33 protein-coding genes are annotated in these 21,482 nt (G+C 61.9%); 5 read left to right on the top strand and 28 right to left on the bottom strand.

Annotation, left to right across the window (positions count from 1 at the left end; all coding sequences use genetic code 11):
- Positions 1-124: 124 nt before the first annotated feature.
- The 22 genes from ACGYKA_RS12135 to ACGYKA_RS12030 form a co-directional block, all read right to left on the bottom strand.
- On the bottom strand, positions 125-898 hold the full coding sequence (locus ACGYKA_RS12135) for a hypothetical protein (RefSeq protein ID WP_394438943.1): 774 nt from the start codon (positions 896-898) through the stop codon (positions 125-127).
- Positions 895-1,350, bottom strand: coding sequence for a hypothetical protein (locus tag ACGYKA_RS12130; protein ID WP_394438941.1), 456 nt, complete (start codon positions 1,348-1,350; stop codon positions 895-897). The genes ACGYKA_RS12135 and ACGYKA_RS12130 overlap by 4 nt, the downstream gene beginning before the upstream one ends.
- Complete coding sequence (locus ACGYKA_RS12125) at positions 1,347-2,201, bottom strand: hypothetical protein (RefSeq protein ID WP_394438939.1); 855 nt, start codon at positions 2,199-2,201, stop codon at positions 1,347-1,349. Before ACGYKA_RS12125 ends, ACGYKA_RS12130 begins: the two co-directional genes overlap by 4 nt.
- Positions 2,192-2,386, bottom strand: a complete 195-nt coding sequence (locus tag ACGYKA_RS12120; RefSeq protein WP_394438938.1) for a hypothetical protein — start codon at positions 2,384-2,386, stop codon at positions 2,192-2,194. The genes ACGYKA_RS12125 and ACGYKA_RS12120 overlap by 10 nt, the downstream gene beginning before the upstream one ends.
- Complete coding sequence (locus tag ACGYKA_RS12115; protein ID WP_394438936.1) at positions 2,380-2,772, bottom strand: hypothetical protein; 393 nt, start codon at positions 2,770-2,772, stop codon at positions 2,380-2,382. Before ACGYKA_RS12115 ends, ACGYKA_RS12120 begins: the two co-directional genes overlap by 7 nt.
- Positions 2,772-2,948, bottom strand: coding sequence for a hypothetical protein (locus tag ACGYKA_RS12110; protein WP_394438934.1), 177 nt, complete (start codon positions 2,946-2,948; stop codon positions 2,772-2,774). Before ACGYKA_RS12110 ends, ACGYKA_RS12115 begins: the two co-directional genes overlap by 1 nt.
- A 207-nt stretch (positions 2,949-3,155) precedes the next feature.
- Complete coding sequence (locus ACGYKA_RS12105; RefSeq protein ID WP_394439011.1) at positions 3,156-3,452, bottom strand: DUF2312 domain-containing protein; 297 nt, start codon at positions 3,450-3,452, stop codon at positions 3,156-3,158.
- Between the two features lie 202 nt (positions 3,453-3,654).
- The gene (locus tag ACGYKA_RS12100) at positions 3,655-4,008 is read right to left on the bottom strand and encodes a hypothetical protein (RefSeq protein ID WP_394438932.1); all 354 of its coding nucleotides are present in this window, start codon (positions 4,006-4,008) and stop codon (positions 3,655-3,657) included.
- Positions 4,005-4,271, bottom strand: a complete 267-nt coding sequence (locus tag ACGYKA_RS12095) for a hypothetical protein (RefSeq protein ID WP_394438930.1) — start codon at positions 4,269-4,271, stop codon at positions 4,005-4,007. Before ACGYKA_RS12095 ends, ACGYKA_RS12100 begins: the two co-directional genes overlap by 4 nt.
- An 88-nt stretch (positions 4,272-4,359) precedes the next feature.
- A complete protein-coding gene (locus tag ACGYKA_RS12090) occupies positions 4,360-4,635 on the bottom strand; it encodes a DUF6511 domain-containing protein (RefSeq protein ID WP_394438928.1) in 276 nt (91 codons plus the stop codon).
- The gene (locus tag ACGYKA_RS12085) at positions 4,632-6,335 is read right to left on the bottom strand and encodes a helicase-related protein (protein ID WP_394438927.1); all 1,704 of its coding nucleotides are present in this window, start codon (positions 6,333-6,335) and stop codon (positions 4,632-4,634) included. Before ACGYKA_RS12085 ends, ACGYKA_RS12090 begins: the two co-directional genes overlap by 4 nt.
- A complete protein-coding gene (locus ACGYKA_RS12080) occupies positions 6,328-6,549 on the bottom strand; it encodes a hypothetical protein (protein WP_394438925.1) in 222 nt (73 codons plus the stop codon). The genes ACGYKA_RS12085 and ACGYKA_RS12080 overlap by 8 nt, the downstream gene beginning before the upstream one ends.
- Positions 6,549-6,950: a hypothetical protein gene (locus ACGYKA_RS12075; RefSeq protein WP_394438923.1), complete on the bottom strand. Its 402-nt coding sequence runs from the start codon at positions 6,948-6,950 to the stop codon at positions 6,549-6,551. The genes ACGYKA_RS12080 and ACGYKA_RS12075 overlap by 1 nt, the downstream gene beginning before the upstream one ends.
- Before the next feature lie 66 nt (positions 6,951-7,016).
- Complete coding sequence (locus ACGYKA_RS12070) at positions 7,017-8,030, bottom strand: hypothetical protein (RefSeq protein WP_394438921.1); 1,014 nt, start codon at positions 8,028-8,030, stop codon at positions 7,017-7,019.
- Positions 8,030-8,317: a hypothetical protein gene (locus tag ACGYKA_RS12065; RefSeq protein ID WP_394438919.1), complete on the bottom strand. Its 288-nt coding sequence runs from the start codon at positions 8,315-8,317 to the stop codon at positions 8,030-8,032. The genes ACGYKA_RS12070 and ACGYKA_RS12065 overlap by 1 nt, the downstream gene beginning before the upstream one ends.
- Before the next feature lie 231 nt (positions 8,318-8,548).
- Positions 8,549-8,683, bottom strand: coding sequence for a hypothetical protein (locus ACGYKA_RS12060; protein ID WP_394438917.1), 135 nt, complete (start codon positions 8,681-8,683; stop codon positions 8,549-8,551).
- On the bottom strand, positions 8,680-9,057 hold the full coding sequence (locus tag ACGYKA_RS12055) for a hypothetical protein (protein WP_394438915.1): 378 nt from the start codon (positions 9,055-9,057) through the stop codon (positions 8,680-8,682). Before ACGYKA_RS12055 ends, ACGYKA_RS12060 begins: the two co-directional genes overlap by 4 nt.
- 38 nt (positions 9,058-9,095) lie before the next feature.
- On the bottom strand, positions 9,096-9,722 hold the full coding sequence (locus ACGYKA_RS12050) for an MT-A70 family methyltransferase (protein ID WP_394438913.1): 627 nt from the start codon (positions 9,720-9,722) through the stop codon (positions 9,096-9,098).
- Positions 9,722-10,072 carry a hypothetical protein gene (locus ACGYKA_RS12045; RefSeq protein WP_394438912.1) on the bottom strand — a complete coding sequence of 117 codons (351 nt, stop codon included), beginning with the start codon at positions 10,070-10,072 and terminating at the stop codon, positions 9,722-9,724. Before ACGYKA_RS12045 ends, ACGYKA_RS12050 begins: the two co-directional genes overlap by 1 nt.
- Positions 10,073-10,177: 105 nt before the next feature.
- Positions 10,178-10,711: a 3'-5' exonuclease gene (locus ACGYKA_RS12040; protein WP_394438910.1), complete on the bottom strand. Its 534-nt coding sequence runs from the start codon at positions 10,709-10,711 to the stop codon at positions 10,178-10,180.
- Positions 10,712-10,782: 71 nt separating this feature from the next.
- Positions 10,783-11,520: a DUF669 domain-containing protein gene (locus tag ACGYKA_RS12035; RefSeq protein WP_394438908.1), complete on the bottom strand. Its 738-nt coding sequence runs from the start codon at positions 11,518-11,520 to the stop codon at positions 10,783-10,785.
- Positions 11,521-11,606: 86 nt separating this feature from the next.
- Positions 11,607-12,482, bottom strand: a complete 876-nt coding sequence (locus ACGYKA_RS12030; protein ID WP_394438906.1) for an AAA family ATPase — start codon at positions 12,480-12,482, stop codon at positions 11,607-11,609.
- Positions 12,483-12,586: 104 nt separating this feature from the next.
- Between ACGYKA_RS12030 and ACGYKA_RS12025 the strand changes: the two genes are divergently transcribed.
- From ACGYKA_RS12025 to ACGYKA_RS12005, 5 genes are all read left to right on the top strand, one after another.
- On the top strand, positions 12,587-13,201 hold the full coding sequence (locus ACGYKA_RS12025; protein WP_394438904.1) for a helix-turn-helix domain-containing protein: 615 nt from the start codon (positions 12,587-12,589) through the stop codon (positions 13,199-13,201).
- Positions 13,202-13,343: 142 nt separating this feature from the next.
- The gene (locus tag ACGYKA_RS12020; RefSeq protein WP_394438902.1) at positions 13,344-15,959 is read left to right on the top strand and encodes a bifunctional DNA primase/polymerase; all 2,616 of its coding nucleotides are present in this window, start codon (positions 13,344-13,346) and stop codon (positions 15,957-15,959) included.
- Positions 15,960-16,475: 516 nt separating this feature from the next.
- A complete protein-coding gene (locus ACGYKA_RS12015; protein WP_394438901.1) occupies positions 16,476-17,000 on the top strand; it encodes a hypothetical protein in 525 nt (174 codons plus the stop codon).
- A gap of 44 nt (positions 17,001-17,044) precedes the next feature.
- Positions 17,045-17,497 (top strand): VRR-NUC domain-containing protein, encoded by a 453-nt coding sequence (locus tag ACGYKA_RS12010; RefSeq protein WP_394438899.1) that lies wholly within the window; start codon positions 17,045-17,047, stop codon positions 17,495-17,497.
- A gap of 339 nt (positions 17,498-17,836) precedes the next feature.
- Positions 17,837-18,433, top strand: coding sequence for a hypothetical protein (locus ACGYKA_RS12005; protein ID WP_394438898.1), 597 nt, complete (start codon positions 17,837-17,839; stop codon positions 18,431-18,433).
- A gap of 7 nt (positions 18,434-18,440) precedes the next feature.
- Here ACGYKA_RS12005 and ACGYKA_RS12000 read toward each other — a convergent pair whose 3' ends face one another.
- The 6 genes from ACGYKA_RS12000 to ACGYKA_RS11975 form a co-directional block, all read right to left on the bottom strand.
- Complete coding sequence (locus tag ACGYKA_RS12000; RefSeq protein ID WP_394438896.1) at positions 18,441-18,908, bottom strand: cell wall hydrolase; 468 nt, start codon at positions 18,906-18,908, stop codon at positions 18,441-18,443.
- Positions 18,909-19,031: 123 nt separating this feature from the next.
- Positions 19,032-19,334, bottom strand: a complete 303-nt coding sequence (locus tag ACGYKA_RS11995) for a hypothetical protein (RefSeq protein WP_394438894.1) — start codon at positions 19,332-19,334, stop codon at positions 19,032-19,034.
- 12 nt (positions 19,335-19,346) lie between these two features.
- Positions 19,347-19,655, bottom strand: a complete 309-nt coding sequence (locus tag ACGYKA_RS11990) for a hypothetical protein (protein WP_394438892.1) — start codon at positions 19,653-19,655, stop codon at positions 19,347-19,349.
- Positions 19,656-19,696: 41 nt separating this feature from the next.
- A complete protein-coding gene (locus tag ACGYKA_RS11985; RefSeq protein WP_394438891.1) occupies positions 19,697-19,954 on the bottom strand; it encodes a hypothetical protein in 258 nt (85 codons plus the stop codon).
- A gap of 82 nt (positions 19,955-20,036) precedes the next feature.
- The gene (locus ACGYKA_RS11980) at positions 20,037-20,405 is read right to left on the bottom strand and encodes a hypothetical protein (RefSeq protein WP_394438889.1); all 369 of its coding nucleotides are present in this window, start codon (positions 20,403-20,405) and stop codon (positions 20,037-20,039) included.
- 3 nt (positions 20,406-20,408) lie between these two features.
- Complete coding sequence (locus ACGYKA_RS11975) at positions 20,409-20,897, bottom strand: hypothetical protein (protein WP_394438887.1); 489 nt, start codon at positions 20,895-20,897, stop codon at positions 20,409-20,411.
- Between the last annotated feature and the right edge of the window lie 585 nt (positions 20,898-21,482).

Here is a 21,482-nt window from a genome sequence, read left to right as displayed (position 1 = left end):
CGAGCCGTGTGCGTGCTCGACCCAGTTGAGGGGCGCTGGGCTGGTCATCGGATAGCCCCGCACACAATCAAGAGCACAATCAGGATGGCGGCGATGTGCTCTACTCCGATCGTAACTGTCTCGGTCATGCCACATCCCCCTCGATGCCACGGGAGGCTAGCGCGGTTACCACCTCCTGATTGCGAGTATGGCTGAACGTCATGGACTCGAAGCGGAGGCCATGTGCGGCCTGCCACTCGTCGCAAGCGCGGCGCAGGCGTGCCTCAAGGTCAGCCCCCTGCTCTTTGGAGACCTCAAACCACGGGCCGTCGTCGTTCTCGCACCCAACCCGATCGCTGTCGGCGAGGTTCTCCTCGGCTCGCTCCAGAATCGAGTCGGCGTCGATCCAGTCAGCAATGCGCAGAGGGTCTTGGCGCGCCTCCACCACCGTGAAGGTATTCACCCACACAGGCGGGTCCTGACTTTCGTCGAGACACTCAGCGCCGCCGTCATCAACCATCCCGTCGATCGCGCACTGCCGGGTCGGGCAGGGGCCAACGGTCATCCATTCCTCGTCACGGCCAGCCCACCACTGCCAGCTGGCCTCCCAGCTCTGGGCCTGCTCACTCTCACCGCTGCGCGCGGCCTCGTTCATAACGTCCCAGAGCTTCTGCCACCGGAACATCGCCGGGAGGGTGTGCTTGCCGTTGAAAGCGATGCTGCGGATGTAGGCGTCACCAGCATCGGCGATCTTCATTTCGTAGTCAGGCCATGGGTTCTGGGGCGCGGCGGGCATCGCGGCAATAGCGGCGCGGGCCATGTCCATAGCCGCAGCGATCGACGGCTGCCATCCGCCTTCAGTCTTCTCCAGACACTGCTGGCTGATCACTTTGGCTACGCTTTCTGTTGTGTCGGTCATGGGTGTTCTCCTTTGATGAGGGCGAGGATGGTGGGGTTAGGTACGGTCTTGCTTCCGCTGCAGGCGGGGCAGACCCATGTTCGGAAACTGATGTCCCCGCAGTCAGCGTCATCCAGCTCCCCTAAGCCTTCACAGGTTCCGCAAAGCACAGGTGCCCTCTTTGCCGCCTCACGCAGAGCCTCTGTGCGGGCGCCTGAGAGCTTCTCGGCGACCTTGCGGGCCTTCTCCGCCCAGAATCGCCAGATGTTGCTGCCGACCACCGCGTGCTCGCTGTCGAGCGCCGCCTCCAGATCGGAGATGCGGGCGGCTTGGTCCTGAATCGACTGCCATGCGCCGGTCGGGTCTTGCTCCACATCCATCATGGTGCCGTAGTGTTCGTCGGGGGTGCGGATTACCCCGTCAGGCCCCTTGATTTTGAGGGCGGGCTGGGATGATGCCGAAGAGCCGGTCATGCCGGGTCCTCCAGAAATTCCATTGCCTCGTCCCACGCGCCCTCCAGCCAGTGCTTGATCGCCTCGCTGCGGTCGTAGTGGTCGTCGCAGGCCTTGCCCAACTTCACCAAGAACAGATCGGTGGGCATGGGGCGGCCATCGCTCGCACCGTCGAACACGCAATCGGCCAGCGCGAAGTCACGGTAGGCCTGCTTGTCTTTACACCAAGCCGTCATGATCCATTGTGGCTTGGGGTGGTGCTCGGTCGCCCTCCACACCAGATCGCCAAACGGCGCGACCTCGCGCACTGCAGTCTCGCCGCGCCAGTTTGTGTAGGTCATCGTGATGAACCGGGAGCCCTCAACCTCTGCCCACTTGGCTTCGCAGGAGCTGCAGCCGGGCGCGGTGCCGGGCACCCACTGGAGACCGCAGCTGTTGCAGATGTATTCCTTGCCATCCGGCGATAGGCGCGGGGCAGGGATGTCTGCCGGGGCCTCAGGCGCGCGCGCCACAGGCCAGCGCTCCTCGATCTCCGCATTCGCGGCCGGGTAGAGCTTCTCCAGCTCCTTGCGCAGGCCGCTCAGCTTCTGCGCCTGCTTGAGGTTGTCGCCGCGCACGGCGCTGACGCACAGGTGGGTCAGGTCCATGATCACGTCGCCACCAAACTTGCGCAGGTCCCAGCCGGTGCGGTCGTCGTAGCGCGTCTGATCGAGCGCGGGCTGCAGGGTCTCGATCGCGGCGTCGGCATACTGGTAGTGACGGCTGGTGATCCAGCCCTCATCCCATGGGTCGTGATCTCCGTGCGAGAAGTCCCGCTCGTACTCAGAGAGCGAGATCGCGGCGGCTACGGCTTTGCGGTCAATCAGCGACATGTGTCTGCCTCCGCCCCAAGGTGGATGCCGAGGCCGTAGGCCACGAGCACGGCCAGTGCGGAGACGAGGCCGGCATATTCGCTGCGCAGAGACCTGCCGCAGAGCAACGGCACCATCCACATCGTCATCCATGGCAGGCCAATCAGCGCGGCCGCCCACAGCAGAAACTTCAGTTCAATCAGCACGTCGGATACTCCTCTTTGAGGGACTCGAGTCCCCTTGCGATCTCGGCGCAGGCTGTGACATCGCAGCTCACGCCGCTGCCGTTGTGCCAAGTTTTGTAACGGTGGCGCGCCAGAGCGGCGGCCTCGTCTAGTGTTTCGTTGCGGACCCGCTTGCGGATGAACTCTTCCTGCCGGGTGATCTGGTCGGCGCCAGAAGAGAACTCGGGAGCCTCGTCCTGCAGCCACATCGACATGCCGTCCTGCGACCCGTCGGGGCCATTCGGACCAACACGCACGGCGGCTTCCTCGAAGGTGTAGCGGCCAGCCTCGCGCTTGAGGTAGGTGTACCCCTTGGCCTCGGGCCGGTAGTAGAGGCCCTTCTTCTCGATCAAGTACATCGGGTCCATCACGCCGCTCCTGACTTCCGCCGTGTCCGCCGCTCACGGCGCTGGGCACGTTTCTCCATGGTCTCCAGCTCCTCGTAGAGGCGGTCCAGAACCGGCTCCAGCTGTGGGTCCTCCAGCTCCTCGATCGTGTCGATCGCGTCGTTCAGCCGCTCTAGTGTGACTGGCTTGTCGCCCATCTTGCCCTCCAGCCTTGCCGCTCTTATCTCTTGTCTATGTGGAATGACCCCGACACCGCGCCGACTGACGGCACTGCGATCCGAGCTCTGATCGATCCCGACGCGCTGGAAGAGCGCATCGTGAAGTGGGTTGCCGGGGGATGGATGCAGGTAGGCCACCGGCACCGCTTTCCGCGCATCTATGCGTGGCTCCCCCGGTAGTGGGCATCAGAGGCCGAGCGCCTCGCGATACATGTCGAGCACCGCTTCCTTCTCAGCGATCTCATCCTTGTCCATCTTGCGAAGTCGGACGATCTCCTTAATCGTGGCGATGTCGTAACCACGGCTCTTGGCCTCAGCCATCACCTCCTTCTGCTGGTCGGAGATGTCCTTCTTCTCAGCTTCAAGGCCTTCATAGCGCTCGACGAACTGCTTCAGCTCGGCGGCGGTCACGCGGTAGGTGGCGTCACCCTCGGACTCGGGGGTGGCGGTCGAGGTCTGGTCGGCAGCGGTGCCGGGTGTCATGTCAGGGGCTTGCATCAGAATTTATCTCCAAAAACGGTTGCGAAAACTTCGTCGAGCATCTGCTCGATGGCGGGGTCTTTGCGCGGCTTGCGTGGGGCGCGCCGCTGCGGGTGGATGGTGAAGTGCTTCATGGTTGGCTCACTTTCTTTGCCTTATGACAATGCCATAATGGCACAACTCGGGTCAAGCGGGAAACGATCCCTTACTGGGCCGATTGCCCTGACAGGCCGCCGCGGGCGCGGGTGTTCTCGATCGGGGTGACAAGCGTCACCGGCGTGTTGCCAGCCCAGACGCGAACCTTGGCGAGGCCAGAGAAGAACATCACGTCCACGACCGAGAAGTCGGTGCCAGCTGGCAGGATGGTGCATGCGTTCATCTGAACGAGGTAGTTGATCATGCGGATGTCGCGCTCGGCCTGAGCCTGTGAGAGCGTTTGCATGTTCTCCTTGGAGGTGCATGCGATGGAGTCGATGCCGAGGGTCTCGGATCGCGCATCCTGCGCGGCGAGGAGGGTGGCGACGGCCGAGAAGGCGGTGATAATCAGGAAGTTCTTCATGCCGAGGGCTCCTTCACGCCAGCAGCCTTCAGGGCATCGGCGGTGGCCTTGGCCGAGACGACAAGACCGCGCAGCTCGGGCGTGTCGGCATCAATGCCATCGTCAGCATAGAACGCGGCATCGCTCAGCAGCTCGGGGCACGCCGGGTCGTTCTTGCAGATGAAGTAGTGGGACTTTGTCGTGCGCACCACAATCGGTGTGCTCAGGTCGCGCTCTTCGTGATCAACGATGAACCGCTTCGGGATTTTGATTAGGTCGTCCATGGGTTTCTCCTATGTTTTCTCGAAGGCGATCTGTGCCGCCTACGAGAATCACTTTGCCATATTGGCACAAAGGAGTCAATCGCGACGGCTAGGCCGCTTGCCCTTCGCGCATCCCCGCGAGGTGAAGCTCATAGCCGAGCACCATCACGGATGAAAATTTCTGCCATTCCTCGGGAGTCATCGTCGACATGTCCATCTTTCCGATCTCCATCAGAAAACTACCGGCATCGCGCCCGGCGCGCTTCATCGCCTCTAGCTCCTCGGCGGTCATAACATCTGCTGGGACAGCCTCCGTCCGCGTATCCAGCACCGTGTGGCGCCAGACTGATGGATCGCGCTGCGTTCTTACCTGATCGACGCTCATGCGGCGTCCTCCTCTGTTATTACTTCACCAAACGTGCGACCGACGACGCGATCCCACTTGCCGTCCTTGCGCAGCACGACCGCGCTGGGCGGTTTTACCTCGCTCCACCGCTGGAGCGCCTCGTCGACGGTCTCAGGGGCGGGGTTCAGGCCGCCGTGCTCGGCCCACCAGCGGGTTGCCCGGCTGCGCGGGGCGCCACCGTGCTCCAGTAGGATGAACTCGCTGCAGCGCGTCTTGTAGCCGTCAAAGTGGTCGACCCGCAGGTAGGGGGGCTTGCCCATCTTCTGCTGACGGCTCGACATCCAGCTCGTGACCTTGAACTTTCGGTCAGGCAGTGACTGGGTCGACAGGAGCACCGCCTGTGACGCCTCATCGGCGATCTGCAGGCCCTTCTCGGTCACCGGGAACTCATACCCGCAGCCGGGGCATACCCGCGACGAGATCGAGACCAACGCCATGCACTCAGGGCAATCACGCAGGTTGCCGATGTCATCCTCGCGCGGCAGCTTCGGCTTGGGTGGCTTGGGGGCCTCGATCAGGTCGATCGGCCCGAAGTGCTCGCTGTTCTCGGTGTAGTCGAGGACCAGACAGTCGAGCTTGTCGGTGGTTGGGCTGACCCGCAGGCCACGGCCCACGAGCTGCAGCCATGCTGACGACGACCGGGTAGGGCGCAGCACCGTGATCAGGTCGAGCGCCTTATGGTCGAAGCCAATGAGCAAGACCTGACAGTTGACCAAGACGCGGAATTTGCCTGCGCGAAAGTCGTTGATGATCTTCTCGCGCTCAGCCTTCTTGAGCTGGCCATGCACCACCTCGGCGGGAGTGCCCGCATCGCGGAAGATGTCACGCACCCGGGTGGCGTGATCAATGCTGGCGCAGAAGACCACCGCGCTGTTGCGGGTCTCCAGCGCCTCGATAGTATCGCGCACCGCCGGGATATTGATCTTGTCATCGTTGGCCACAGCGGCGAGCTGCTTCTCGATGAAGTCGCCGGTCGCACTGCTGACCTTCAGGCCCGCCGTGTTGATCTGGTTCTCCATGACCCGCGTGACCGGCGGCACGAGGTAACCCTTCTCGATCGCCTCGCCGATACCCATCCGGTAGATGACCTCGGAGAACCGGCCGCGCTCCCAGCCGAAGATCGGCATGTTCGACTCGCGCCACGGCGTGGCTGTGAACCCGGCGATCCGAAAGTTGGGCACGATCTTGGCGTTCTCCGCGAGGAGCTTGCCAAACATCGTGGTGTCAGGCTTCCGCTCCCCCGCTTCTTGGTCGAAGGCCGGGAAGAGCGGCACGAGGTGACACTCATCGACGAGGATGGCATGGAACCCGCCGGTCTTTCCGAGCGCGCGATAGAGCGTCTGCACCGAGCCGATGATGACCTGAGACTTGTACTCCTTGCGGTTCAGACCCGCCATAACCACGCCGGTCGGCATGCGGGGGCACACCAGCTTGCAGGCATCCTCGTTCTGGGTAACCAACTCCTTGGAGATCGTAATGATGCCAATGCGGGAGTGAGGCGCAACATTGAGAATTTGCCGCACAGCCTCAGCGATCAGGATCGACTTGCCGCCGCCCGTCGCGATGTCGATGACGGGGTTGCCGCCACCCTTGCGCCAATAGTCCATCAGCGCCTGCGGGGCCTCCATCTGGTGCTGCCGGAACTGCACCTTGGGGTTGAGAGGGAACCTGTCAGGCATCGGCCTGCTCCTCTAGGAACTTGGTGAACTCGTCGTGATCCGAGATGTGCGGGACGGGGTCGCCGGTGAACTTGAAGACTCCACGCTCCTCGTCGCATGCCTTGTGCAGCATCTTGCGGATCCACTGGGAGTAGGGGAACGGGTCGAACTTCGCGCCGGGGTGCGCTGCGAGGTACGCGGCGATGCGGGGGTTACCTTTGCTGGGATCAGGCATCACAGGCCCCGCATGGTGTGGTTCATGGCGTCAGGGCGGACCCTCAGCTTGAAGACTTCGGACAGCGGTGCATCAGCCATCTTAGCCTCTTCGGCGCGCTTTCGATCGAGGGCGGACTCGCCGGGGAGGGGGAGGTCGGCGCCTGGACTCTTTGCCACCAGCTGAGCACGAAGCTTGAGGCGGGCTCGGGCGGCGTCGATCACCCGCTGCTCCTCCTCGACAGTCATACCCATGCGCTCCCGGCAGGGGTTCTGCCCGCCCTGCTGAGCGATAAATGAGCGACGATAGTGCTGCACCGATCCGCGCCGGAGGCCCGTGGCCGCCATGATCTCCTCGGTCGTTTTACCCTCCCGAATCATAGCCTCTGCGATAGGTTTCTTGCCTTGGCCTTTTGCTGCCATTGTACTGCTCTCCTGTGTCTATAGTGTGACTCAGTCTTGCCATATTAGCACATGATTCGGCAAGCGCTAGAAGTCCGAATCGCCGATCTTTTTGAGGGGGCCAGTGCCGCCGAGGTCGATCCACACCGTGCCGTCCTCGGCGCGGTACTTGATGACCTCCTCGACCTCGTCGACGTCGATCTGCTCCATATTTGTAAGCTCTGGAAGGAACAGATGGCTGGCGCAGCCGAGCTTCTGATCGTCAGGCCCCACAGGCATCCCATGCCGGACGCAGTCAAAGCTAGGGAGCTTTGAGCCCATGGCTGGGGTGGCGTGAACGCATGTCCTGCAGGTTCGCCGCTCGACAGCCTTGCCATGATGGCAAAGATCGATGTGGTCGCAGAACCTGCAGAGGAATGATTCGGGGTCTTCGGAGATGCGCGGGGGTGCGAAGTTGCTGCGCACCGTGTTCTCGATGTTGTTCAGTAGGACGTGCAGAAAAGCATCGTCGCGCTCGATGATCTCGAAGTGCAGCCGCTCGTCGTCCTTGCAGGCGCAGACATACAGGCCGCGCGCGAACCCGAAGTACCGGAGGTACAGCTGCAGCTGAACGAAGTGCATCAGCTTGCCCTTGCGGACTCCGTGCTTCGCGATCCGGTTGAAGTTGCTTTTGTTCGCCGACTTCATTTCGCAGCCAAGGGTCTCTTCGGGGTCCAGCCCCGGGACGCCCTTGACCACGGCGTCGACCTTCCCGCGGACCCATCCATGCACCAGCGTGGCCTTGAACTGGCGGCCGTTCTGATCGACCTCCCAGACGTTCTCGCAGGTCGCCTTCAGGAACCGGACGATACGGTCTTCCCAGATATTGCCCGTCTCAAAAATGCGTAGGGTCTTGGCCTCGAATACCTCGGGCTCCTTAACCCACCGCAGGGTGTACCAGAGCGAGCGCAAGCATTCGGTGCCGGCGATCGAGGCGCTGATCCCGAGCGAGTCCCAGTTCTCCTGATCGCCCTCCAGATGGCGATCGACAGCCTCTGCCAGCGCCGTGGCGTGGAGAATATGCACCTCATCGTCATCGATGTAGCCCGTCAGGTCGACCATCAGTTAGCCACCTTAGGGCCGATAGCGCCCTCACCCTTGATCTGGGCGGTCATCTCAGCATGCAGGGCGGCGAGCAGGACGTTGAAGCGCTCCTGATTGCTTGCCGTGCTGCGCACGCCGAGGGCGCGCTGGGCGACGATGGCGATCAGTGCGATGTCGGTCGCGACTGCGTTGCCGAACTCCATCTCGATCCGATCGAGAGCATCACCGAGGCGCTGGGCGAGGGTAGGGGCCAGCTCAGCCCCGATGCAGCTCGGGCAATTGCACTTTTCGGGGGTGTCGGTCATCTAATCATCCACCTTGAATCTTGACGTGTCACCGGCCGCCAGCAGCCGCATGTACTCTTTTGCGTACTCCCGGCGTGCGAAGGAGGCGGGCCGCGCCTCACGGTCCCCCTCCTTCAACCACCGCGACAGCGTCGGCTTGTCCTTCCCGTTCCTGATCCAAACGACATCCCATTGCTGGGTGCGCTTGTTCAGGACCGCCTCATAGAACCTGTCTCCGACGCAGGGCATGGGTCACCCCGGCAGGCGGTAGCTGCGCCAGCCCTTGGTAGCGTGCAGTTCCATCAGGCGACCGTTGCGGCGAATGGTCTTGATGATCCGGCAGCCCCAAGTACCCCGGCGGCCGATGCCGCGCGTGGCCCGGCTCATGCGTCACCCCCTTCCGCTGCGGGCTGCTCTTCTGCCTGCGCGGGCGGCTGGGCGCTCAAAATTCGCTCGATGGTCTCATCGCTCACCTCATAGGCATCGAAGACATTGTGCAACGCTTGCGTGAGGGAGTGCTTACCAGACTCGCGCAATGCCTCTGCGTCCACCGCCTCGCCGCTACGGGAGCGCATAGCAATGTTGACCTCGACGTTAGTGCGCGCCATCGCCATCAGCAGGCTGCCAGTCCCGGCAAGCAGGTCGCCGCTTGCAATGCCCGCCCCAGCGAGGGTCTGATGGACGCCAGCCAGCTGACGGAACACGAACATCTCGGCGCTGTCCTCTGCCATCGGGGTGGGTTTGTTCTCAGTGTTGGCCATGTCAATCTCCTGTTTTGATTATGCCAATTTGGCACAGTTTACGCCGTGCGGATACCGTTAATTGCGTCTTCGAGGTCGATCTGATCACCCGGGTACTTCGCGCAATATCCGACCTCGACCTCATTGCCCCAGACGTTCCAGCCGGGGTAGGGGCGCCGCGCAAACAGCTCCAGCTTACGCGCCTCAGGCCACGCATTGTCCGCGTAGATGTGGGCGTCGTCTGGCTTCTGGCTGTGGCGCATGCCGGGGGCATAAATCACGCTGGCCCGCCGGTGCTCTGGAGTCGGAGCGCGAGGGCTGCCGAACTTCCCAATGAGGAGCAGCTCGTGCTGATTGCGGGTCCAGTAACCCGTGCCGATCTTGCGCTTGTCCCATGCCATGCTGCTGACGTACTTGGCGCCCCAAGCACGCATCGTCTCAAGGCCCTCAGGCAACATCGGGCTGGTCGCCCACATCAGCACCACGCAGTTTTTCGCGGCCAGCTCCTTGACCGGCATCGCCTGAATCTCCTCCAGCGGCATGCAGCCGTAGTGAACGTCAGGACCCTTCGCCGACCCCTCCTTCGTGAAGGTCTTGAACTTCCATGGGGGGTCCGCGAGGATCACCTGATACCCACCCTCCACCGTGGGGAACGGGATCCCCTGCCATTGATCGAGCTTCATCATCACATGTCGATCCTGTTGCGCAGGCCCTCGCCCCAGAGGCCGGTTGCCTTGAGCTTGCCTTGGAGGGCGTCCTCGTGGCGGCTCAGGTCCAGAATCCAGAACTGATTGAGCCATCCGCAGAGAACGCGGCGATCGATCCAAACCATAGCTGTTTCGGCGATCCCTCCTGCCACATAGATGGCTAGGAGGACGAGCTGCACGGCAAGCATCGGGAGCCACACCGGGGAGCAGATAACCCACCAGAGGACGGCTGCGATCTCGGCGAGGATGATCTTGACCATCTCGCGCCGGACTTCCGGGCAACGGGTCAACACCCGGTAGGCTTTTCGAGGGGTAGTAATGACCATCATCTGATCACCTCCTTGATTAAAAAGTGCCCCGACGCCGGAAAGGAATGAAACGACGGCGGGGCCAGTAGGCTGGGCTCCCCATGACAAAAGCCCAGCGGGAGCAGCTCAGGCGGCGATGCTGGCCAGAGCCGCAATCAGACCCTTAGCCTCAGCTAGGGCGTCAACCAGCGGGTCGTGGTGCGCCTGACCCTCGGGGATGAAGACCTTCCAGTCTGTGCCTGTCTCCTCGCACAGTGTGCGCAGGCAGCGGACATTCTTGTAAGTCCATGGGATGTCGCGGTTCAGGCGGCGGAAAGCGCTCTCCAGCCACACGATGTCGGCGACAGCACCAAAGCCCCAGACCTTCGCCTCGTCGAGCCTGCAGTGCTGGAAGATGAAGTCCTCCAGATCGTCGAGAGCCTCGTCCAATGTGGACCCGCCTGTGAGCAAGGCTGCGCGGGCGTCGTCGGTCTGCTGAAGCCACCATGCCACGGTCTCAGGGTCGATTGTGCCCAGCCACTGGCTCGGGGCCATCACCACCTTCATCTGGTCGACGATCTCTTCGCCGTCGCGAACCGCCGCAACGGCGATCGAGCAGATCGGGGCGTCGGCGTGCGTTCCCATGGTTTCGCAGTCGATTACAAAGTCAAATTCAGCCATTTTGTGCCTCAATGGAAAGGGTATTTCTGCCGGGCGGTAGCGCCCGGCGCGAGCTTAGAGGTTGGCCGGGATCACTGATCCCAAGGCATTGTGCCTGCGCCGCCGCCACCGCCGTTATTGTTGTTCTGCTGCTGACCGCCGTTGTTGTAGCCGCCATTGTTTTGCTGCTGCTGTTGGCCCGCATTGGGGTCGGTGTAGCCGCCATTGCCGCCGCCGTTATTGTAGCCGCCATTGTTCTGCTGCTGGCCCGCGTTGCCGCCGCCATTGTTGTAGCCGCCGTTATTCTGCTGCTGTTGCTGTTGCTGCTGTTGCTGCTGCTGTTGCTGGCCGTTGTTGGGCATAGACGACTGGATGTTGCGCTCACGCTGGAACTCGTCCTGCGCCTCGGACAGCGACATGATCTTCTTGATCGAGTTGCTGGCACCATACTGCTTGCCGGTGCGGGCGTCTTTGCGCGGTGGATCGACGGCGACCTTCACAACGACCGGGACGTGGAGCATCACACTGCCGTCGTTCTGCGGAGGCATGCCGCATGCGAGGAACATCTTCTTCAGGAAGCCGCGGCCGATCTGCTGAGCCTGTGGGTTGCTGTTGACGATGTTGATGTTTTCAAAGATCGTCTTGTTCGCGAAGTCACCAGACTGGACCGTGAAAGTCGCCTTCAGCGAGCGGCCTCCAGACTGGGTCTGCTTCGGTTCAATGGCGGTCAGCGCCACAGTGTAGAGGCCCGCAGGCACCGGCGTGTATTCGCCGGCGGCATTCTCATCAACATCATCCCAGTTGATATCGCCGAGTCCAAGATCCATCATGTTAAGCTCCGTATTGCTCTTTTATTGATTCTGTTTTGCCACATTGGCACAGCTCGGAGATCGAAGATACCCCCGAGCTGCAGGTCTCAGTCTTTTTTCAGGCCGGCGATCGGGACCTGATTGCCCCACATCTTCATCAGCATGTTGCGCTGAACAGGAATCTCAGGCTGCAGGCCGTAGCGGTTCTTCGCGGAATGAGCGGGGCGCTCCTCAACATACATCCAGCGCGTACCGCCGCCCTCAGCGTGGGTCTGCGTCTTGCCGAAGCCTGTCTCCTTCGACTTGATCTCGACGCGGAAGTTCAGGAAGCCGACGATGTCCATGTCGTCCATCACGCGGTTGGCGGCGCGCTTGTTCAGGCGCAAACTGTACCGGCTGTAGCTCTCCAGCCCCGGGGGGTCGAACTTCGTGACATCGCTGTGCCCGAGGAACACGATGTTCATGCCCTTATTGCGGCGCAGCCAATCCGTAGCGCGGAGGAACTTCATCCACTTCTCTTCGGCAGCGATGTAGCCCTTACCGAAGCCCGGGTCCTCGATCGACGCCCAGCCATTCTCGTCGCAGACAGCCTGCTGGATCAGCGGCTCAAGGCTGTCGAGGGTGTCGACCACCAGAGTCTTGAAGTCATGCTCCTCCTGCGCCAATGCGCCGAGGGCCTGCATCACGCCGTTGTGGTCTTCCATGAGCCCAAACGAATCAAGCTCCAGATCGCCCGGTGTGCCATCCTCTGTCTGAATGAATACCGGCCTTGGAAACTCAGCGGCGATCGATGTCTTACCTGTTCCCGGCGGCCCGTAGACAAGCACGCGCGGCGGATCGATCGAGCGCACTTTCTTCAATGATGATAGGGAGATAGCCAATGTATCAGTCTCCTGTTGCTGTGATTGAATGCCAATGTGGCACAGCTGAATCGCAAGAGATACCACTTTCTTTTTGACAAGCGTGATGCGGAATCGTACCAATATGGCACAATTAGCAAGTTGCATTGTGCAAGTTGCAACTTACAAATTAAAAAACTACTGGGTGCGGGCATCGGGACATATGATAAATTTTTGGGACAACGAAAATGAACAAGATCAAAGACGTCCGCGAGCTTCGCGGCCTCAGCCAGTCTGAGCTAGCACGTCGTGTTGGGACCACGCCGTCTACAATCAGCCGCCTCGAGTCAGGCGCCCGTAAACTTACGCAAGAATACATGACCGCGATCGCCCGAGCGCTGGATGCCGACCCGGGAGACCTTATTGGCAAAGCTCAGGCCGCGTACCTCGATGTGGATCACATCCTTCCGGTCAGCATGGCAGAAGCCGCTGTCAGCAAATGGAGCGTGCCTAACCTCCAGATGATCTCCCGCGAGGAGAATAATAAGATACCCGTAATGCTGCCGCCAGAGCACCGCCAGCTCGCCGGCACCGCGTACCATGTCACCGATGACCACGCCCGCGACATCGTGCCGAAAGGCGGATACGCTATAGCCGTGCCCTTCGATGCCGTGCGCAAAAAGCCGCTATCAAAGGACTGGCTGGTCGTGCGCTCAACGGAGGGCCGCATGGAGCGGCACGCCGTCACCAAGCCGATCATCGACGCGCGCGGCGTTCACTTCGACCTTGGCGAGGGCGAGGTGCCCATGGACGCAGCAAACTGGCCTGTCGGGTTGGTTGTGTCGACATACTGCGAGCTGTGAGTTGACAACATTGAAGACGATTGACGCCCCGGCCTTAGCAGGCTGGGGTTTTTATTTCCTTGAGTTCACATCTAAGTTGTCAACCTAGGCGCCTCCGATTAGATTGTGCCAGAACGGCATAACGAATCAGCATGAGGCAAACATGATCAAGAACATCTTCGCGGAGAACGCCCAGCGCTACATTGACGCGGGCTACTCCCCGATCCCCATCATGCCCGGCGGCAAAGCACCCGGCTATGTGCAAGGCGGCATCTCACGCGGCCTCGGATCGTGGTCCCTGTTCTGCGATGAAGCACCCAACGAGGCGCAGCTCAAGAACTGGTCGAGCGATACCGTCCAAGCGGGCATCGGCCTCGCGCTGGGCTTCAATGGCCTCGTCGCCATCGACCTTGACTACGGCGACGGCGCGATCCGAGACGCCATCGAGTCCGTCTTGCCGGACTCCCCCTTCCGCAAGGTCGGCAGCAACGGCTACACTCAGTTCTACTACTGCCCCGGCATGGAGAGCCGCAAGCTCAGCCTGCCCATCGGAGAGAACGGGAAGCTCATGTCCGTCTGCGAAATCCTCGCCCACGGCAAGCAGACCGTCATCCCGCCCACCATCCACCCCTCCGGCAAGGTCTATCAGTGGGAGGACGAGGACACCTTCCTGACCGCCGTCAAGCCCTCCGATCTGCCGGAGCTGCCCCTGAACTTCTACGAGGAGGTCGTCGCCGCGCTGATGCAGGCTGGTTTCACATTCGACCGGCCAGCGCACAAGGGCGAGCGCTCCGAGCAAGGCAGCGGCTCAGCCGTCTGGACCGAAATGAAGGAGCGCGCTCTCGCCAACCTCGACGCATGGGTGCCTGCGCTTAACGGTGACGCCAGCCGCCTGCGCGATGGGCGGTATCGCATGTCGGCGCACTGGCGCGGCGGCGACAACCCAACGACGATTGGCATCACTAACTTCGGCATCATGGACTGGGCAAGGGACGAAGGCATGACGGCCATCGATCTCGTCATGGCAGCCAACGACCTCAGCGACATTGAGGCCTTCAAGTGGCTCGACCACTTCTGCTGGGGCAGCGGTCAGGCGGCCATGGAGATCGATAAGCAGAACAGGGAGATCGAGCGCCAAAACAAACTGGCCGCAGCAGCCTTCGACGAGCGCGCCGACCTTGAGGACCGCGAGGCACTGGAGGCGATTAACTCCCACTCTGGTGGGCTGGACCTCGGACTCAGCGACATCAACTGGGACGAGGTCGACGAGAACCATGGGGAGTTCGGGCACAGCGAGATCGGCTCGCAGGATGACTTCGCTCTGGACGATGAGCCAGTGCTCTCCGGTGTGGCCGCCCTCGACGCCGCAATCGAAAAAAGCAAACCGCCGCAACGCACGGAGACGACCGGCGCAGTGTTCGGCTCCGCAAAGGGCCTCATGGGCGATCTGGTGCAGTACTTCATGGCGAGCGCCAAGAGGCCCAGCGCAGAGATCGCAGGGGCATCCGCTCTCGGTATCATGACATCGCTCTTCGGGCGGCGCTGGGCAGCTCAGCACACCGATGTGTCCTACACCTACCCCAACATCTACATCGCCTGTACAGCGGCCTCAGGCTTCGGCAAATCCACCGCCGCGAACGCCGCCCAAAAGCTCTATGAGCGCATGGTGGAGGCCGGAATGGCAGGCTACACCCCGCCGCCGTCATACGACGAGGAGACCGGCGAGGAGATCGAGGGTAGCGCAAGCGATCTGCAGGAGGTCATGTACCGCGTGCTCTCCGAGGGCGAGGTCTATAGCTACGGCGGCATCCACGGCGAGATGTACGACTACCCCCTGCGCACCCTGATCATCGACGAGGCCTCGGACTTCATCGACGCCCTGTTCGACAAGAGCGCGCCGCAGGCCCGGGCCATGCGCGGCGTGATCAAGAAGCTGACCACCCACAGCGACGGCAAGCTGGCGGCGGAGATCAAGGCAGCCAAAGGCACATCAAAGGGGCACGTCCACAACCCGCACCTCTCGATCCTCATGCAGTCGACCCGGGACGCATTCTACGACGCGATCCCCAGCAAGTTCTATAACGACGGCTTCATGGGTCGCTTCCTGCTCCTCGACGAGCGGGAGAAGGCACCCCGGGGCCGCAGGGTCGGCGACAACAGCGCACTGATCGAGAGGGTCACCCGGGAGGGCGCAGCCGTCATTGCAGCGCGCCTAGCCGATCCCCACGACCTGTCCCTCGGCGGCTACGCCATGCCAGACCTCCCGATCCAGCCTATCGTGGTGGGGCAGACCCACGACGCCATGGAGCTGTTTGAGGCAGCCGATGGATGGCACTACGACGCGAACATCAATACTGATGGCTACCGGCCCGACCGCGACCTCTGGAACCGTTTTCTGGAGATGGCAAAGAAGCTCGCCATCCTCCACGCGCTGGGCCGCAATTGGCGCAACCCGGTGATCAATGGCGACGACGCCCGGTTCGGAATCCGTCTGGCGCACTCCTCGACCGCGACTATGGCTGAGGTGCTCGTCGACACCCGCGAGTCCCCATCCCGGGCCGCAGAAGAGAACGCCAAGGTCATGGAGCGGATCAAGCGGTTCATCCTGAACAAGAGCGACGGCACCGCACCCCGGGGGAAGCTCCTCTCCTACCTGAGGCTCTCTGGCGACATCGCCGACCGGGCGATCAGCACCATGATCGAGGGCGGTGACATCACCATCGAGACCGGCCCTCGGGGCGGTGCGGTGTACCGCTGGACCGGGCCGGTGAACGGCTGACCAACCGGCGGGCCGCTCGGGCCTGCCGCCCACCGACGTGAAGGTAAACATGAAGGTGGTAAAATCCACTAAATCAACAGGGGGTAGAGGGATGAAGGTAGTAAAATTCGCTAAAAGGGACTCAGAGGTATATTTTTATTATATATCTCTATATTTTTTTGTTTCTATACAAGGGGTTATCTGTCTCTCTCGATTTCCCCTCGGATGACCTCTCCCCCCTCTCTGACCCCCTGTGGATTTTGCGAACATGTGAACTTAAGCAAATTACCACCTAAAATGTTGACCCTCAGAAAGGCCCGAAAATGACCAAATGCAGCCCCAAGATCGAAGCCATCTACCGGCGCGCCAGTAAGCTAATCGAAGGCATGGAGGTCGGCGACCAGAGGACCGTCGATGCCTCGGGCCTCGGGTGCTCCGACCAGTACCGTGATGCCTTCATCCAAGGAGCCGGTTCGCGGAGGGGGTGGAAGCTGAGCGCCTGCCGCTTCGGGCCTAGCCGCATGCTGGTGGCGCGCCGTGGATAACTTCGACCCCATCGATGACCTCGACGAGTACACGGTTCGGATGAACGCCCAGCGCCGAGAGCGGCTCGCCGAAGAGCGGCGGGTCGATGCAGCCCGGGCTCAGGCCGAGGCTATGGCGATCGGCGAGGTCGAGGACGTCTGCCGGCGCGCTGGGCTGACAGAGGCCCGGGTCACGATCCACCCCCACGGCACGTTCCTGATCCCGGGGCGCCGGCGAAAGCGCGAGCCGATCGACGTCACGCCGCCGGTGACCGACCTTCGGTTCTGGAATGGCTTCGAGCCTCACCCCGGCCCGGTGCGTCACGCCGTCGACGAGCTGGCCCGGGAGTTTGGCTCTCTACGCGATGCGCTGGGCCTCTGCGCGATGGAGACGGCGGGCCGGTGGCGCACAGTGGTCGAGCGCACCCCTCAGGCCAAGACACCGGAGGAGGCGGCCCATTGGCGAGCTCTGGCCCTCAGGGGCGTCTCTGCGATCCAGTCCGAGGCCCGCTACCGGAAAAAGGTTTCTCTTGCCTGATCGCTGTGCCAATTTGGCATAATCGAACAACAACAGGCAGTCCAATGAGCAAGAAGGCAGCGTATCTGGAAGAAATCCATCAGGCGGCGGCGATCCGAGCGCTGCGGATGGCTGAGCGGGCGGGGTACGCCCTGACATCGGCTGGCGATCAGAACGCGGAGCAGCGCGGCGCAAAAGCGATGGCGAAGGCGGTGCTGACCGGACTGACGCCCGGCGAAACCGATCTGCGCGTCTACATCGGGGGCGGCGTGTTGCTGTCCATCGAGCTGAAGACCGAGGTGGGGCGGGTCTCGCAAGAGCAAAAAGACCGGCACGCGCGACTCCGCGAGCTGGGGTTCAAGGTCTCCATCGTGCGGTCGGACCACCCGAGGATCACGGCGCGCACGGTCATGGACCTCGTCGCCGATGAGCTGGGCGACGAGCACCGCAAGGACCTCTACGAGATAGCTTACGAGGCGGCAGACGAAATCATCAAAGCAACAGGCAAGAAGAAATGAGCACAGAGACACAACGAGACCGCAGCGCATTCCGGCTAGGCATCGAGGAGGGCAAGCGCCGCTGCGCCACGGCCCTCTTGATCGCGGCGGGGGAGCACCCATCTTTTGACAAAGCGGCACAGTTCATCGAGGACAACGTGCCGGAAGATGTCACACCCGGGGAAGAAATATGGCCTGCGACTCCTGCGCCAAGCGACGTGCTATGCTGAAAACTGCCAGCCAACAGGTTCGGCGCGGTCAGGTCAGAGCAGCGCTCTCCACTACGGCCAAGTTTGCTAGCAGCACCCAGCGGTCAGCTCTGGGTCACCTCTCCAAGCTCCAGACCCGCCGTCGCCCCTGATGGCAGTCCGAGTCTCTGTTAGCAGCGACATCGACAGCCTGAAGCGGGCGCTGGCGGAGTTCACCGAGCAGACTCAGAAGACGCTGATCCGCCGCACGGTCAACGAGGGCGCACAGCGCAAAGCTCTACCGCTGGCGGTGAAGGCGGCTAAAGAGCGTGGGCGGTGGGATAAAGCTGGCTATGCGCGCAGCAAGACCAATCTCTGGAAGGCCAGCAACAGCACCCTTGAGGCGAAGGTCATCGCCAAGCAGCGGCGCCGATCGCTGATCTCCAACTTTATGATGGTGCCCCGTGCCGTAAAGGCGGGGCAGGTCGTCAAGCGGGCGCGGCCGTGGGGCGAGGCTCGGGCGTTCAAGCACAAGGTGTTCATGGTGCCGTCCAAGCAGGACGGAAAGCTGATCCCGGTACGACGCGTCGGCAAGAAGCAGCTCAAGGGCGTTTACGGCGCTGGTGTCCCCCGCGAGATCGAGCGCGACATCGAGGACCCCAACAGCCGGTATGACATTCTGGACGAGACATCACGCTACATGCAGACCCGATTGGCACACCACCTGACGCAAGCGGCCAACGCCGCGAAAAGCCGATACCGGGTCTGATCTCGCCTCAGTAGCGCCGCAGGAAGACGTGGGAGCCGATCTTGCCGACCATGTCGAGCTGATGGACCCAACCCGGGTAATCCTCCCTCTGCGTGAGGTAGTACATGGATCCCTGCGTGAGGTCCTCGGTTTCGCCTGACAGCACCTCAGCGGCCAGCAGCAGCGCGAGGTGAAAGGCTTCCATGTCCTCGGGCCGGTCGGACTTTCCATCGCACCACCAGCTGAACTGGCAGTCCCAATCCTTGGGGCCGCGGTCCTCGCTCACCACAGCGCAGGCCGTGTCAGGATACCGGCTCGATTGAACGCGGTTCAGTGTGACGTGCGCGACCGCCAGCTGGCCGTCGATGCTCTCTCCCCGAGCTTCGTGGTAGATGTTGAGGGCCATGCAGCCCAGATCGGCGTGAGGTACATCAGGGAGCGCCACCGGCTCGGAAAAGCTTGCGGCGGCGGCGAAGGCGATCTGTGTCAAGTTCATGGTCGGGCTCCAATTTTCGGTTTCTCTTTATGTCTTTCTGTTTTGCCAAATTGGCATATGATTCGGCAAACGAAAAAGGGGGCCGAAGCCCCCAATCTTAAAATGATCTTATTTGCGCCTTGTTCAGAGTTGCAGGTCAGCGCGCAGGCGCGACATCAGCACGCTGTCACCGAGGTCGGTGGCGCAGGACTGAGCGCCGTTGAACAGCTCTTGCAGGCGGTGATGTGGCGCGGCTACGACCATCTCGTCGGCCTCTGACGCCGCAAAGAGGTCCTCAGCCGCAACGGCCAAAGCCGCAACGGCCAACCCAGAGGTGCTAAAGCTCCCAACAAAGGTCTGCTCCCCCTCAGCATCGTGCGGGGTGGTGTCCACGATGCGCAGGTCCCACATCTGGTCGGCCATGTCGATGATTACGGTGCGTGTCATGTGTGGTGCTCCTTATGCGATGCGTGTCTCGATGCCGTCGATGCGGATCGACTGGACAGTGTTCAGGTTGATGGACTTGATGCGGCCTTCACGGACGTCATAGACCGGCATCAGGTGCGGGTGAAGTGTTGCGCGAGCGTAAGCGGCCTTAAGGGCCTTGGGGCAGGGGTTCTTCGACAGGTGGGTGTGGACCGCTGAGGGCTGGATGTTGAGCTTGCGCAGCTCACCGTTTTTCTTGCGGAAGGTGACCCCGATGAAGCGGCCGTGCGCGGCATCGAAGAGGCTGTGAACGAGGGTGTGGCGGGTTGCTTGGGTGTTCATGGCGTTGGGCTCCGTTCTGGATTGTTTTTGGGTCTGCAACGTTAGGCTGCGACAGGCGTTTTCGCGGTGAAGCCGCACAGATCGGCGAAGGCGACGGCTTCGGCCTCGGTTGCGAAGCTCATAGGGCGCATGGTCATGCTGTTGCCCTCGGCATCCTCGAAAGCGCGACCCGAGAGGCGGTCTGAGCGGGTCGAGGGTACGGGCAGGCAAAGCTCTTCGGGCACGTTTCCGACATAGAGGTAGCGGCCGGAGGGGGCGCAGATGACGTGAAGGCTGACGCGGGAGAAATCTGGAAACATTTTGGTGTCCTTTCGAGGTGGCGAGCGATATGCGCGTCTTGTAGAATCACCTTGCCATATTGGCACCAAAGAGTCGAGGCTTTTAGTAGATCGTCGGGCGCCTTTTGTAGGTCGCCTCGAAAAGCTCGCAGAAGGCCTCAATCACCTCGCGGCTGTGCTGCGTGCTGTCGATGCTGTAGGCGGCCGGGGCGCGCAGCCCCTCGCGAAAGTCCACCCAACCCTTGCCGGTGATGTCATGGCAGGCCAGATCGTAAATCTCGCGCAGGAGGGCCATGCGGCGCTCTGTGAGCTTGCGTATATGGCTCAGCTGGCGCTTGTTCGCCTTGTCATCCTCGTCGGTCACAACCGGCTGGATCAACCCTGACTCGCGTTTGGCGATCTTTTCGTCGACCTCCTCGATGCGCTTGCGCAGGAGGCCGATGCGGTAGGTCTTGGACATAGTGTGGCTCATGGCTCAGGCCTTCTTTAGTGCGCGCTTGCGCGGTTTTCCGGCCTTTGTCAGGTTGTCCTGATAGGCCATGATCTCAGCGACCTGATCCTCGGTCGGCGCGAAACGCACCTTTTCCGTAAGCGACAGTTCCGCGACCTCGCCATTCGTAAACCGGACCGTCAGACCGCGCAACGGGACCTTCTCTCCAGTAACCTTGTCAACGGCCCACGACCTAACAGGCGCCTCTTCAATCTTGGCAATGCGTCGACGAGCCGACCCTACGGCAGTGAGGGTGAATATCTTATAGGTGATGACATCACCCACCTTGGCATCAGTGATGGGCCGATCGAGCAGGGTATCCGCGAAGGCTTTCGCCGCTCCGCCTCGCTTGGTCAGGCGCGAGCCGGAGCCACTGCAGCCATAGCAGCGGTCACCATCGATCTGGTTGTAGCTGTATCGACCGGAGCCACCGCAGCGCCCACAGGTTTCGGTCTCGTACTGAACTTGCGTCATGGTAATGTTCCTTACATGGATGGCAGGGGAAATCCCTGTCTTGCCGAATCATATTGCCATACTGGCATTATTTTGTCGATCCTAACTCTGGATTGAAAGCGGGGTCGCAGCGTTGTGGATCGAAATCGGGGCTGCAGCGTTGTGGACTTCTGGATTGAAATTCGGGCCGCAGCGTTGCACCTTCTGGATTGAAATCGAGGGCGCAGCGTTGTGGCCCCTGACCCTGAACCCGGGGCACATCCTCCCGCGATGGGCATTTTCGGGGCATTTGCACGCATGGCGTGCATTCCACTCGCATAGCGTGCAGGATGCGCCCATAGGTTGAGCCAGGATTGCCCGCGATGCAATTTTCGGTTGAGCGCCACCGGATCGCGCCACGGCGCGCCAGAGGCCTGCAGCTGGACGGCATGCGCCCATGGCCACCGGATCGCGCCACGGCGCGCCAGAGGCCTGCAGCTGGACGGCATGCGCCCATGGCCAGAGGATCGCGCCACGGCGCGCCAGAGGCCTGCAGCTGGACGGCATGCGCCCATGGCCAGAGGATCGCGCCACGGCGCGCCAGAGGCCTGCAGCTGGACGGCATGC

Origin of the sequence: Sulfitobacter sp. 1A15106 (assembly GCF_043556995.1) — a bacterium.
Classification (GTDB): Bacteria; Pseudomonadota; Alphaproteobacteria; order Rhodobacterales; family Rhodobacteraceae; genus Sulfitobacter; species Sulfitobacter faviae.
Note: the sequence above shows the minus strand (reverse complement) of the source record. Positions and strands in the feature narration are given on the sequence as shown.

Bases quoted from the DNA above. Each gene is read 5' to 3' on its own strand.
- ACGYKA_RS12135 (WP_394438943.1), bottom strand. From the start codon at position 898: ATGACCGACACAACAGAAAGCGTAGCCAAAGTGATCAGCCAGCAGTGT.
- ACGYKA_RS12130 (WP_394438941.1), bottom strand. From the start codon at position 1,350: ATGACCGGCTCTTCGGCATCATCCCAGCCCGCCCTCAAAATCAAGGGG.
- ACGYKA_RS12125 (WP_394438939.1), bottom strand. From the start codon at position 2,201: ATGTCGCTGATTGACCGCAAAGCCGTAGCCGCCGCGATCTCGCTCTCT.
- ACGYKA_RS12115 (WP_394438936.1), bottom strand. From the start codon at position 2,772: ATGGACCCGATGTACTTGATCGAGAAGAAGGGCCTCTACTACCGGCCC.
- ACGYKA_RS12110 (WP_394438934.1), bottom strand. From the start codon at position 2,948: ATGGGCGACAAGCCAGTCACACTAGAGCGGCTGAACGACGCGATCGAC.
- ACGYKA_RS12105 (WP_394439011.1), bottom strand. From the start codon at position 3,452: ATGACACCCGGCACCGCTGCCGACCAGACCTCGACCGCCACCCCCGAG.
- ACGYKA_RS12100 (WP_394438932.1), bottom strand. From the start codon at position 4,008: ATGAAGAACTTCCTGATTATCACCGCCTTCTCGGCCGTCGCCACCCTC.
- ACGYKA_RS12095 (WP_394438930.1), bottom strand. From the start codon at position 4,271: ATGGACGACCTAATCAAAATCCCGAAGCGGTTCATCGTTGATCACGAA.
- ACGYKA_RS12090 (WP_394438928.1), bottom strand. From the start codon at position 4,635: ATGAGCGTCGATCAGGTAAGAACGCAGCGCGATCCATCAGTCTGGCGC.
- ACGYKA_RS12085 (WP_394438927.1), bottom strand. From the start codon at position 6,335: ATGCCTGACAGGTTCCCTCTCAACCCCAAGGTGCAGTTCCGGCAGCAC.
- ACGYKA_RS12080 (WP_394438925.1), bottom strand. From the start codon at position 6,549: ATGCCTGATCCCAGCAAAGGTAACCCCCGCATCGCCGCGTACCTCGCA.
- ACGYKA_RS12075 (WP_394438923.1), bottom strand. From the start codon at position 6,950: ATGGCAGCAAAAGGCCAAGGCAAGAAACCTATCGCAGAGGCTATGATT.
- ACGYKA_RS12070 (WP_394438921.1), bottom strand. From the start codon at position 8,030: ATGGTCGACCTGACGGGCTACATCGATGACGATGAGGTGCATATTCTC.
- ACGYKA_RS12065 (WP_394438919.1), bottom strand. From the start codon at position 8,317: ATGACCGACACCCCCGAAAAGTGCAATTGCCCGAGCTGCATCGGGGCT.
- ACGYKA_RS12060 (WP_394438917.1), bottom strand. From the start codon at position 8,683: ATGAGCCGGGCCACGCGCGGCATCGGCCGCCGGGGTACTTGGGGCTGC.
- ACGYKA_RS12055 (WP_394438915.1), bottom strand. From the start codon at position 9,057: ATGGCCAACACTGAGAACAAACCCACCCCGATGGCAGAGGACAGCGCC.
- ACGYKA_RS12050 (WP_394438913.1), bottom strand. From the start codon at position 9,722: ATGATGAAGCTCGATCAATGGCAGGGGATCCCGTTCCCCACGGTGGAG.
- ACGYKA_RS12045 (WP_394438912.1), bottom strand. From the start codon at position 10,072: ATGATGGTCATTACTACCCCTCGAAAAGCCTACCGGGTGTTGACCCGT.
- ACGYKA_RS12040 (WP_394438910.1), bottom strand. From the start codon at position 10,711: ATGGCTGAATTTGACTTTGTAATCGACTGCGAAACCATGGGAACGCAC.
- ACGYKA_RS12035 (WP_394438908.1), bottom strand. From the start codon at position 11,520: ATGATGGATCTTGGACTCGGCGATATCAACTGGGATGATGTTGATGAG.
- ACGYKA_RS12025 (WP_394438904.1), top strand. From the start codon at position 12,587: ATGAACAAGATCAAAGACGTCCGCGAGCTTCGCGGCCTCAGCCAGTCT.
- ACGYKA_RS12020 (WP_394438902.1), top strand. From the start codon at position 13,344: ATGATCAAGAACATCTTCGCGGAGAACGCCCAGCGCTACATTGACGCG.
- ACGYKA_RS12010 (WP_394438899.1), top strand. From the start codon at position 17,045: ATGAGCAAGAAGGCAGCGTATCTGGAAGAAATCCATCAGGCGGCGGCG.
- ACGYKA_RS12005 (WP_394438898.1), top strand. From the start codon at position 17,837: ATGGCAGTCCGAGTCTCTGTTAGCAGCGACATCGACAGCCTGAAGCGG.
- ACGYKA_RS12000 (WP_394438896.1), bottom strand. From the start codon at position 18,908: ATGAACTTGACACAGATCGCCTTCGCCGCCGCCGCAAGCTTTTCCGAG.
- ACGYKA_RS11995 (WP_394438894.1), bottom strand. From the start codon at position 19,334: ATGACACGCACCGTAATCATCGACATGGCCGACCAGATGTGGGACCTG.
- ACGYKA_RS11990 (WP_394438892.1), bottom strand. From the start codon at position 19,655: ATGAACACCCAAGCAACCCGCCACACCCTCGTTCACAGCCTCTTCGAT.
- ACGYKA_RS11985 (WP_394438891.1), bottom strand. From the start codon at position 19,954: ATGTTTCCAGATTTCTCCCGCGTCAGCCTTCACGTCATCTGCGCCCCC.
- ACGYKA_RS11980 (WP_394438889.1), bottom strand. From the start codon at position 20,405: ATGAGCCACACTATGTCCAAGACCTACCGCATCGGCCTCCTGCGCAAG.
- ACGYKA_RS11975 (WP_394438887.1), bottom strand. From the start codon at position 20,897: ATGACGCAAGTTCAGTACGAGACCGAAACCTGTGGGCGCTGCGGTGGC.